At 53.8% G+C, this 11900-nt stretch carries 5 protein-coding genes; 2 read left to right on the top strand and 3 right to left on the bottom strand.

Features of this window, described 5'->3' with window-relative positions; translation table 11 throughout:
- Position 1: 1 nt before the first annotated feature.
- From H6859_10890 to H6859_10880, 3 genes are all read right to left on the bottom strand, one after another.
- Positions 2–334 carry a DUF2312 domain-containing protein gene (locus tag H6859_10890; GenBank protein ID USO05606.1) on the bottom strand — a complete coding sequence of 111 codons (333 nt, stop codon included), beginning with the start codon at positions 332–334 and terminating at the stop codon, positions 2–4.
- A 114-nt stretch (positions 335–448) separates the two neighbouring features.
- Positions 449–1117 carry a DotI/IcmL family type IV secretion protein gene (locus tag H6859_10885; protein ID USO05605.1) on the bottom strand — a complete coding sequence of 223 codons (669 nt, stop codon included), beginning with the start codon at positions 1115–1117 and terminating at the stop codon, positions 449–451.
- Positions 1117–1713 carry a COQ9 family protein gene (locus H6859_10880; protein ID USO05604.1) on the bottom strand — a complete coding sequence of 199 codons (597 nt, stop codon included), beginning with the start codon at positions 1711–1713 and terminating at the stop codon, positions 1117–1119. Before H6859_10880 ends, H6859_10885 begins: the two co-directional genes overlap by 1 nt.
- Before the next feature lie 58 nt (positions 1714–1771).
- Here H6859_10880 and H6859_10875 point away from each other — a divergent pair, with 58 nt between their 5' ends.
- Positions 1772–3136, top strand: coding sequence for an AarF/ABC1/UbiB kinase family protein (locus H6859_10875; GenBank protein ID USO05603.1), 1365 nt, complete (start codon positions 1772–1774; stop codon positions 3134–3136).
- Between the two features lie 254 nt (positions 3137–3390).
- Positions 3391–11682, top strand: coding sequence for a tail fiber domain-containing protein (locus tag H6859_10870; GenBank protein USO05602.1), 8292 nt, complete (start codon positions 3391–3393; stop codon positions 11680–11682).
- Positions 11683–11900 lie beyond the last annotated feature (218 nt).

The raw sequence follows: 11900 nt of genomic DNA, 5'->3' as shown, positions 1-11900 counted from the left end.
TCTAAACCATACCAATCGCGGTTTTATAAAGATCTAAAAGCTCTTCAGATTCACGGCGCTTCTCATAATCCATCTTGCGCAAAGACACAATCTTGCGCATCGTTTTGGCATCAAACCCAACGCCTTTAGCCTCGGCATAAACTTCCTTTATGTCTTCCGCAAGCGCTGCTTTTTCCTCCTCAAGACGCTCAATCCGCTCAATGAAGCTACGCAACCGCTGTCCGGCCACACCGCCAACATCTTGTGATTCACCACCACCGGAAGCCTCACTATCATTTTGTGTTTCAGTTTCATCAATTTCATCAACTTCATAATCGACAGCGGCATCGGACATAAAAACTCTCCTTAAAAGATTTATATTGATTCGGATGGCCCAATTGTAACGCCCGAGACCAAACTGTGAAGCCTCAATTCATAAAAACCAAACGTCTTTTGATAAACGATAATTTTAAGGCTTCTTAACCGACCTACCGCTCCAGCGTTCAACAAACGTACCAAGATCACCCTTCGCCTCTTCGTTCCGGCCAACTTGCACCTGCAACAAAAAATGCTGATTAGTGGCTTCCACCCCTTTATAACTGGTTGTACCTTTTTTCAAATAACTAACTGTCACCGGCACCTGGTAAAGCCAACGATAACGTTTATTAACCGCACCTTCATTCAGCAAAAGGGGCGGTGCACTCACATAGCTCTGTACGCTATACTGTGAAGATTGCAATACATCCATAATCTTATTGTCTTTTAAAAACGCCTCAAACTCACTACGCCCTCCGGCATCAAAATGAACAAACGATTTCTTTATATCGTCTTGATAGTTCTGACCGTTAAAGTTCAAAGAATCAGACACAGCAGTCACGACCCAAGTAGAAATAATTTCTTCCGAGCGATGAGGCAAATGAAGAGGAACCATACTGGCCTCACTATGCGCCGCACCCCCTCCCTCATTCGCGGCAACCACATCATCCTCGGCGAAAGGCGCTTTCAGAGTCTGAGATGGGTCCGGCCCTGCATCACGCAAAGACGGAAAGAAAAATTCAAGCAGCTTACCGGCATGCGCTGGCTGAGAAACAAACATAGCCCCAATACAAAAACACACAAGAAAAAGAAAACGCTGCATTACGACACCCTTTTAACCTTGTTAATAACCTTACCCAATTGCATCACATTTTCGATACGTCTGTCTAGGAAAGCTCTGGTGTTGTCCAGCGTTTCTGTTTCGTCATTTAAAAACGCCAGCGTCGTCGAAACGATAACCCCCGAAAGCAACCCCCGCTTGGTATAGTGATTGTAATCTGTAGCCCTATCCCCGGCATACCTCCAAATCTTATCTGCACTGTGCCACACGAGCCTGGCTCCACAAGGCTTATTCATCGGAACCATCCAAAATTGTAAACTCTGACGCAAAGCCTCCTTATGCTGTGCAAGCCACTCAAAACGCGCCATCAAGGCCGTAGAAACACGGTCCCGAATGCGCAAATCTTCAGGGTCAACCTCTTGCAAAACCTCCAGCATCTTTCGATCCGCCAAATCGGAAAATGCCGCCAGCACATCTTTAAGCTTACCGGGAAAAAGAGCATGCAACCCTTCGGCGCTATAACCCTCTTTTCGCGCGATACGCTGAACCAAAGACCAATGCCAACCGTCGAAGGCAACCTCTGGAAGCACTTTTTCTAAAATCTTATCTTTGTTTTGAATATCATCAGCCTGTTTCATATCTGGATAATGTCATTTTTACCTAGACATTCCAACCAAAACCGCCATCTTATCTCCCATGAAAAATAAAGCAGACTTCAAAGAAAACACAATTGGCACGAAGCTAACGCGCTATGGCAAAGTTTCCGGCACCATGGCAGGACTGGCTGCCAAAATCGCCGGCGAAAAATTCCTCGGACTGAAAATCGAGCGCGAAGAACATGCTCAGGCGCTCATGACGGCGCTGGGAAATCTAAAAGGCCCGCTGATGAAAATCGGACAGATTCTGGCGACTATTCCAGAAGCCCTTCCTCCCGAATACGCCAATGCCTTTCAAGAACTTCAAGCTGATGCCCCGCCAATGGGCTGGCCATTCGTCCGCCGCCGCATGAAGACCGAACTCGGACCGGACTGGGAAAAACGTTTTGAAACGTTCGAACACGAAGCCGCCGCCGCAGCCTCCTTGGGACAAGTTCATAAAGGATTAGCTAAAAACGGCCAAGCTATTGCTTGTAAACTACAATATCCTGACATGAAAAGTGCAATTGAGACTGATTTAAATCAGCTCAAAATCATTTTCGGTATCTATGAACGCTACGATAAAGCCATTCAGACAAACCAGATCTACGCCGAATTAGCCGAACGCCTTTTAGAAGAACTCGACTACGCCCGCGAAGCCAAGCACTGCAAACTTTACGAATATATGCTTAGAAGTGAACCGAGCGTCCACGTCCCCCACGTCATCGATGACCTATCTACCGACCGCCTGCTCACCACCAGTTGGATGGAAGGAAACAAAATCCTAACCTATAAAGACGCCCCGCAAACGCAACGCAATGCCATCGCCATGAATATGTTCCGCGCGTGGTATGTCCCGCTTTATTATTACGCCACCATCCACGGCGACCCGCATTTAGGAAACTACACCGTGCGTGAAGATAACAGCATCAATTTGCTTGATTTCGGCTGTGTCCGTATCTTCCCACAAAAATTCGTCGGCGGCGTCATCGACCTTTACCACGCATTAATGAACAAAGACAATGAGTTAGCCGTCCACGCTTACGAAACCTGGGGCTTTACAGACCTGACCAAAGAACAGGTCGAAACCCTGAATATCTGGGCCGAATTCCTCTATGGCCCGATCATGGATGACAAAGTCCGCGCCATCGGCCACGCCGACGGCGCCGTTTACGGGCGCGATACCGCCGAAAAAGTCCATGCCCGTCTCCGCGAACTCGGCCGACAGCGCGGCGGCATAACCGTCCCGCGCGAATTCGTTTTTATGGACAGAGCTGCACTGGGCCTCGGCTCTGTCTTTATTCACCTCAATGCGCAAATCAACTGGTATCGGGTCTTTAACGAACTTATAGAAGATTTTGACGTTGACGCTCTAGCCACCCGTCAAAAAGAAAGCTTGACCCGATTCGGTCTCCTCAAAACGTAATTCCGCCAAAAATCATTCAGAATCACCAACCGATTCGCAAATATTAAGACATTATAAAAACTATAAAAAACCATAAAATACGTACACCACCTCTTTGTACGCATCATTATGGAATAATTTGTGCATATCCACAGGTCTCAACCTCATTTTTTTAGAAACGATAAGGATTTAGTAAGGTTTCTTATTCATACTTGAAGGTGAGATTCTTAAATTGTTGTTGTTTTACAAAATCTGGGGCTTGGGGGCTTACGCAGGTGGACGCGAATAAATTTTTCGGCATATTTTCACGCATGACGCACATCCGCGCACAGCAAACACACATAAACCCAACCCAAAACCCAAAACAACAACGCCCCCAAACAACAAAACGCTTAAATGAACGTGGCAACGTGTTCTTCACCCTCTTTGGCGCTGTCGCCATCGTCGGCGTTCTTGGCGCCGGCATCATGTCCACCATGCGCGGCCCCCTCTCTACCATGGTCGAAGTCAATCGCCGCGAACAGGCCAAAGCCGAAGCCCGCGTCGCCGCCTCTCTCGTCCTTGTCAACGCAAGCGATGAAGCTGTTGAAATCATCTGCGAAGGCGGAACGATTGGCGTTGACGAAGACGGCTATACAGAAGGCCCTGAACCGGTCGGCGGCGGCGGCCCAACTGGTGGCGGAACGCTACCTGCTGTCGGCGCCCCTCAAAACGACCCTTGGGGCAACGCTTATGGCTATTGCGCATGGGACCACGGTCTTGCCGCCGCTGATTATAGCGGTTGCGGCAACTATCTCGCGGGAAACGTTGACACCAATAATATAGCCATTGCCGTTTTATCCGCCGGTCCTAACGGCGTTTTCAATACGACTTGTGTTGATCATGCGGGCGGCTATATGACTCCCAATACCGGCGGCGGCGGCGACGACATCGTTGTATCCATGACATATAATCAGGCCATTGCAGGATCGGGAGGGCTGTGGAATCTAAAAGCCACCGATCCTAACATCGCAGAAATCAACAAAAACCTTGAAGTCACCGGCGGCGGTAAGTTTACTGACGTCCTCGACCTCACAGATGCCGCTGCTCAGCTTCAGCTTGGTGAAAAATCATTAACCTTGCCAACGCAAGCTACACTGACTACCTGTAATGGCGCCAACGAAAACCTGCTGCGTATTAATACAGGACCAAACCCGGATGTTGTTGAAATCTGTAACGAAGATGATGGTTCCCCCGGCAGCTTCGCCTGGGTATCAGTGGCAGCAGGTGCAAATCTCTGGAGCCAAAACGGCTCTGACATCTATTATGGTTCAGGAAATGTCGGCATCGGCCTGAACAACCCCAACGATGCTCTCGACGTCGTTGGCACAGCCGAGATCACGGGCGCAACGATTTTGGGAAGCACACTTGGCGTAACCGGAGCCACCACACTCTCAGGAACGCTCGCGGTTACCGGAACATCGGCGCTTAACAATGATGTCACCATCACCGGCGGCGCCACAGGCGGCACGACCGATGCCCTCAGCGTACGCGATAGCTCCGCCTCCGTTATTTTCACGGTACAAAATGATGGCACTGTTGGTATCGGCTTAAGCAACCCAGCCGAAGAACTCGATGTTTCCGGCGACATTCAGGCTTCAGGCATTTACCTGCTCGATGGCACACAAATACTCAGCAATGGCGATGACACCTCCAATATCCTGCTTGGCGATGTCGCCGCATTCAGCTCAAGCTCAAATTACATGAATCTCGGCGATGCCATCCACGCAGACCTGACCACAGCAAACAAACGCGTCGGCATCGGATTTGCTGACACATATGATGTCAGTGCCTTTAACGACACACTCGAAGTCAACGGCACCGTCGACATCTCTGATACGCTCAATGTAACCAACGACACAACTGTTGGCGGAGATCTCACAGTCTCCGGCGATGATATTACCATGGCCACCAACACCGCTGGCCATATCATGGTCGCCGACGGCACCAACTTCAACCCTGTTGCGATGAGCGGCGACGTGGCAATTGACGGCACAGGCGCAACCACCATTCAAAATGACGCAGTTCAGGAAGACGATATAGATGCCAGCAGTTTTGGCGCAGGCACAGGCGCAACCTGTCTAAAAACTGATGGCTCAAGCATCTTCACAGAAGCTTGTTCCGGCGGCGGTGGCGGTGATGGTCTCGGCGGCAAAGGCCTGCCGGATGTTCTCGCTAATGATAACGATGCAGCTGGCGCAAACGCAATCGGTTTTGGCGGTGTAGCGATTGGTTCTACAACGCTAAGCTCCGGCACAGCCACTCTCGAACTCGACGTCACAGGAGAAATCGGCGCCACCGAATATTGTGATGCAGACGGCAATAACTGCTTCACCACCGGCGAGATGAATCAGGACATCGCCGAAGTTCTTGGTGTCGGCAACAATGCAGGCGGTGCCACCAGCCTGATCAACCTGCCGGGCCTCGCCATCGGCTCAACCGTCTTCAGCACCGGCGCACAAACACTAGAAGTTGATATCACCGGAGATGTCGGCGCTACCAATTACTGCGACGCGGACGGAAATAACTGTTTCACAGCAGCAACAGTTTCTGGCGGCGGCGGCGGAATCTGGGAAAATGCCTCCAATGTTGTGCGCCTGTCAAGCTCAGGAGCTCACGCAAATGCGGATTTTGTGTTTGGTAGTCCGCAACTCGAAGATGACGGGAATGCCAGCCACGATTCCCGCATATATTTCGATAAATCCAAAGGCGCCTTCCGTGCGGGATCTGCTACTGGAAACCAATGGAATTACTCCAGCTCCGGCCAATATAGTGTAGCGCTCGGTTACGATACAACAGCTAGCGGAATTTACAGCACAGCCACAGGGTACGGAACAGTAGCCAGCAATAACTGGAGCACCGCGATCGGCGCCACCACAGTGGCCAGTGGCATGGCAAGTACGGCGATGGGTGCCACCACAGTGGCCAGTGGCATGGCAAGTATCACGATGGGAAGCAGCACAACAGCCAGCGGAGCTATCGCTACAGCCATGGGCTTTGACACAGTCGCCAGCGGTAGTACGGCCACGGCAATCGGTGAGAGCACGGTAGCAAGCGGCTCTTACAGTATCGCGATGGGACGAGATGTTATTGCCGGATCTGGCACAGCCGGTGATGGCTCAGGTGACGGCTCCATTGCGATGGGGTTAAGAAGCCCGCCAGCTCCAATCGGAACAAAACCAAAAATCACAGGAGATCAATCCCTCGGCATCTTCATGGGCGATCAGGATGGCGGTGTTGTAATGAGCTCTTCCAACACGCTCGGCCTGTTTGGCGGACGCATGATTCTGGATCCTAATGTTCCCGCCACAGAGCTTTCAACCTCCACCGGCGGGGAACAGGACCTGGAAATGGACATCACAGGAGATCTGGGCGCTATCAATTATTGCGATGAAGACGGGAATGACTGTTTTACAGCCGCCGATATTGCCGCCCTGTCCGGCAGCGCCCTGCCCGGTGCGCCCGACCGCGGCATCCAGTTCAACTCCGGCGGCAACTTCGCAGCCGAGGCCAACTTCACCTATACGAGTGCAGGTGACCTCATTGTCGGGTCTTATCAACTCGATGATACCGGCACGGGATCAGAAGACAACCGCATGTTCTTTGATGTCTCCAAAGGCGCCTTCCGTGCCGGAGGTGTTGGAGGCACGCAATGGGATGATGGAAATGTCGGAACTTACAGTACCGCGATGGGTGCTGCTACCACCGCTAGCGGCTATTACAGTACAGCGACGGGGGGTGCTACATCAGCAAGCGGTATCCTCAGTACCGCTATGGGATATGGCGTAATAGCAGGAAGCGGCACTGCCGGAGATGGTGCAGGCGATGGTTCCTTCGCCATTGGTTTGACCGATGAAACCGTCACCATCACCACACCGTCCCAAATCACAGGCATCCAGTCCATGGGGATCTTCATGGGCGATCAGGACGGACTGGTCATGAGCGCATCCAATACCATGGGGCTCTTTGGCGGCAAAATGATTATAGATCCTGCCGTTCCCGCAACACAGCTTGCCGCCTCCACCGGCGGAGAGCAGGATCTGGAGCTTGATGTGACGGGCGATATCGGCGCGGTGAATTACTGCGATGCCGATGGAAATAACTGTTTTACCCCAGACGAAGTCGGCACCGGAGTTTTTGAAGATAATTCCGGCGTAATCCGCTCCACCAGTGGCACGGTTAACTATACCACCGCAGATTTTGTTTTCGGCTCCCCGCAACTTGCTGATGATGGCGATGCCAACCACACTTCCCGCATGTTCTTCGATAAATCCAAAGGGGCCTTCCGGGCGGGAACTGCTACAGGCGCGCGATGGGATGATGCCAATGTCGGGACTTACAGCGCAGCCTTTGGCTATGATGTAACAGCCAGCGGTAACAATAGTTTTGCAACCGGAAATTCGGTAGTAGTTTCCGGCTACGCAGCCTTTGGTGTTGGAGAAGGGCTGGGTGTTACGGGAACACACGCCGCGGCGATCGGACAGACTATAACGTCAAGCGGCTGGGCAAGCTTTGGACAAGGACAATTTATCTATGCGCTCGGAAATCTCTCTCATGCATCTGGCTATGAGGCAGGAGCAAGCGGTGTCCTCGGCACGGCCAGAGGAAATTATGCCTCGGCCTTAGGCTGGGGCAGCACGGCCTGGGGTAACCATGTCACCGCCAGTGGTGATAGCGCCTACGCACTGGGTCTGATTGCCTCCGCAACGACAATTACAACAGAACCAGAAGTCACCGGCAATCAGTCCATGGGGATATTCATGGGCGATCAGGATGGCGGTGTTGATCTATCTGATGCTAACACACTCGGCCTCTTCGGCGGGCGAATGGTCATAGACCCGAATGTCCCGGCTACAAATCTTTCCGCCGACACAGCGCTGGAAGTCGACGGCACGATTAAAATGGCCTATGGCGGCGAAGCCTGTGATGCGTCCCGCGAAGGCGCGATCCATTACAACTCCAGCGACAATAAATTCTACCTTTGTAAAACCGCCGGGTCGTGGGATGAAATCACCACCGGCACACCATCCGCCGCCGCGCCAGACCGCGGGATCCAGTTCAACTCCGGCGGCAATTTCGCCGCCGAGGCCAACTTCACCTATACCTCCACCGGCCGTCTGGGCATCGGCACCGCCACGCCGGCCACCACGCTCGATGTGACCGGCACCGCCGCCATCTCCTCCACGCTGGGGGTCACCGGCGCCACCACCCTGGCCTCCACCTTGCAGGTCGACGGCAATATCACAGATAGCGACAGCGATGTGACGATCAATGACGGCCTGAAGGTCACCGGCTCGGCCGATATCGATACCAACTTGAATGTCGACGGCAACACGACGCTGCCCACCGGCACGCTGGCCGTGGCCTCCTCCACCGCCTCCACCGGCGGAGAGCAGGATCTGGAGCTTGATGTCACCGGCGATATCGGCGCCACCAACTATTGCGATGCGGACGGGAATAACTGTTTTACAGCCGCCGATATTGCAACCCTGTCCGGCAGCGCCCTGCCCGGTGCGCCCGACCGCGGAATTCAGTTCAACTCCGGCGGCAACTTCGCAGCCGAGGCCAACTTCACTTACACCTCGGCCGGGGACTTCATCGTCGGCTCTTATCAGCTCGATGACACCGGCACAGGCAATGAAGACCGGCGCATGTTCTTCGACAAATCCAAAGCCGCCTTCCGCGCAGGCCGCGTCATAGGCACAGAATGGGATGATGCGAATGTCGGCAACGAGAGTATCGCGCTGGGCACGGCCACGACGGCCAGCGGCGCGCAAAGCGTCGCGATCGGCGCAAATGCGCAAGCCACTCAAATATCAAGTATCGCGATGGGTTGGAACGCCCAGGCCACCCACAATAATGCCATGGCCTTGGGGTGGAATGCAGCAGCCAGCGGCCTTAACAGCACTGCACTCGGAAATAGCGCGGCCGCCAGCGGAACAAACGCTGTGGCCATTGGGGACAACAACACCGCCAGCGGTGAAGACAGTACCGCGATGGGCGTAGGAAGTACCGCGAGCGGGGATTACAGCACGGCGATGGGCTCAACGACCACAGCCAGTGGCGCCGTCAGCTTCGCGATGGGCCGCTCTGTAATCGCCGGTTCCGGCACAGCCGGGGATGGCACTGGCGATGGCTCTTTGGCCATTGGCTTGATTGATGACACCACCATCGTTTCCACCCCGCCCCAAGTCACGGGCATCCAGTCCATGGGGATCTTCATGGGCGATCAGGATGGCGGCGTCGTCTTCGCCTCCTCCAGTACGCTCGGCCTCTTCGGCGGGCGGATGATTCTGGATCCTAATGTTCCCGCGACACAGCTTGCCACCTCCACAGGCGGGGAGCAGGATCTGGAAATGGACATCACAGGAGATTTGGGCGCTATCAATTATTGCGATGAAGACGGGAATAACTGTTTTACAGCCGCCGATATTGCAACCCTGTCCGGCAGCGCCCTGCCCGGTGCGCCTGACCGTGGTATCCAGTTCAACTCCGGCGGCAACTTCGCAGCCGAGGCCAACTTCACCTATACGAGTGCAGGTGACCTCATTGTCGGGTCTTATCAACTCGATGATACCGGCACGGGATCAGAAGACAACCGCATGTTCTTTGATGTCTCCACAGGATCTTTCCGCGCCGGCAGCGTCTCAGGAAGCCACTGGAATTACACCAGTTCCGGCCAATATAGTGTAGCCATGGGGTCTGATACAACGGCCAGCGCAAACTTTGGTTTTGCCATGGGAACAGGCTCAACCGCCAGTGGCATGGCGGGTACGGCGCTCGGCGCAAACACCGTTGCCAGCGGCATGGCAAGCGTGGCGATGGGTTCCGGACCCATTGCCAGCGGTAATATCGCCACCGCCATGGGCTTTTACACCGTAGCCAGTGGTGGCACAGCCACCGCCATGGGAGAAAGCACGGAAGCCAGTGGTCTGGCCAGCACCGCAATGGGACATTCGGTTATCGCAGGAAGCGGCACTGCCGGAGATGGTGCGGGCGATGGATCCTTCGCCATTGGTTTGGTCGATAATGCCGTCACCATCACCACCAAACCAAAAGTCACCGGCATCCAGTCCATGGGGATCTTCATGGGCGATCAGGATGGCGGCGTCGTCTTCGCCTCCTCCAGTACGCTCGGCCTCTTCGGCGGGCGGATGGTGATTGACCCGAATGTTCCAGCGACAAATTTGGCCGCCGATGTTGCCCTCGACGTAACAGGCGCCATTAAGCTTGATTACGACAGCACGGCTTGCTCCTCGACCATACAAGGCGCGATCCGGTATGACTCCGGCGGCACGGCCCTGAACTACTGCGACGGCTCGACATGGCAGACGATTGCTAATGGCGGCTCGACCGGCCTGTGGACCGACAACACGACCCATATTTCCTACCAAAGCGCCCATATCATCAAAACCGGGGAAACCATGACCTCCGCCGGGTTTGACGGATTGACGACAAAAGGGATGATCTGGCACACAGATAAACAAGCTTTGCGTGCAGGTTCTGCGGTTGGATACAACACGCGCTGGAATGAGGCCAGTATCGGCACATTAAGCGCCGCCTTTGGCAATCGAAACCGGGCCGCAAGCAATTACAGTTTTGCCGCCGGCGATAACAACCTTGTCGTAGGCAGTTCCTCCGCCGCCTTTGGCACGGACAACACGACATCAGGAAACTATAATTTTGCCGCCGGATGGAACAATGATACTTTTTATGATGCAAGCGTCGCTTTGGGGATCGATAATGTTGCAGGAAGCTCTACTCACAATGGCTATGCTTTTGGTAAAGGCAATATAGCCGATGGCTATAATATGGCTATTGGTCGCTATGTCAGCGCAACCGGGAATGGATCCGTCGCGATTGGGGCGACTTATTCCACGGCTACGCGGCCTATTGTTTCCGGGGCAGACTCGATTGGGATCTTCATGGGCGACCAGAGCGGTGTTAATTTGACGCAGGCTAACACCATGGCCATCATGGGCGGCAAGGTCGGTGTCGGTATGGTCAACCCCAGCGTGGAACTGGATGTCACCGGCGACATCGAATATACCGGCACGATCACGGACGTCTCCGACCGCCGCCTGAAAACCGACATCACGCCGCTGGACCGCGCCGCGATGGTTGAGCGCCTGATGCAGGTGGACACCTATTCCTTCCGCATGAAAAGCGATAAGAAAGGCCAGATTGAATACGGCGTCATGGCACAGGAACTCGAACAGATCTTCCCCGAACTGGTGCGCACCGCCGATGATGAGATGGGCACCAAGTCTGTAAACTATGTCGGCCTGATCGCCCCGATGATCGAAACAACCAAAGATCTCAAGGCCGAAAACGACACCTTGCGCACCGAAATCGCGCAGATCAAAGCCGAGCAGCACGCCGCACTTGAGGATCTCCGCCGCGATGTTGCGGGCCTCAAAGCCCATACCGGCTACGGCATCAGCAAAGCGGAAATAGGCCTGCTCATGCTGCTGGGGATCATGCTCGGCAGTCTGGGGAGCCTAATCATCACCCGCCGCAAAACATAAGGAACAAAAAAGGCAGATGTCAGCTATGAAAACACTAAGATCAATATATGCACGACATATCCTGCTCTCAGGGCTCATAATGCTGCCCATGCTTAGCCCCCTCACTCACGCCCAGGAAATTTCCGCTGATTTTAGTGGAGGCTCTGTAGAAATAGGTTATGATAGCCGAACCTGTGATGCGTCTCTGGAAGGCGCCATCCGATATAACAGCAGCATAA

It is taken from the genome of Rhodospirillales bacterium (assembly GCA_023898785.1).
Taxonomy (GTDB): domain Bacteria; phylum Pseudomonadota; class Alphaproteobacteria; order Micavibrionales; family Micavibrionaceae; genus TMED27.
Note: the sequence above shows the minus strand (reverse complement) of the source record. Positions and strands in the feature narration are given on the sequence as shown.

Coding starts and splice junctions, on each gene's coding strand:
- H6859_10890 (USO05606.1), bottom strand. CDS start 334: ATGTCCGATGCCGCTGTCGATTATGAAGTTGATGAAATTGATGAAACT.
- H6859_10885 (USO05605.1), bottom strand. CDS start 1,117: ATGCAGCGTTTTCTTTTTCTTGTGTGTTTTTGTATTGGGGCTATGTTT.
- H6859_10880 (USO05604.1), bottom strand. CDS start 1,713: ATGAAACAGGCTGATGATATTCAAAACAAAGATAAGATTTTAGAAAAA.
- H6859_10875 (USO05603.1), top strand. CDS start 1,772: ATGAAAAATAAAGCAGACTTCAAAGAAAACACAATTGGCACGAAGCTA.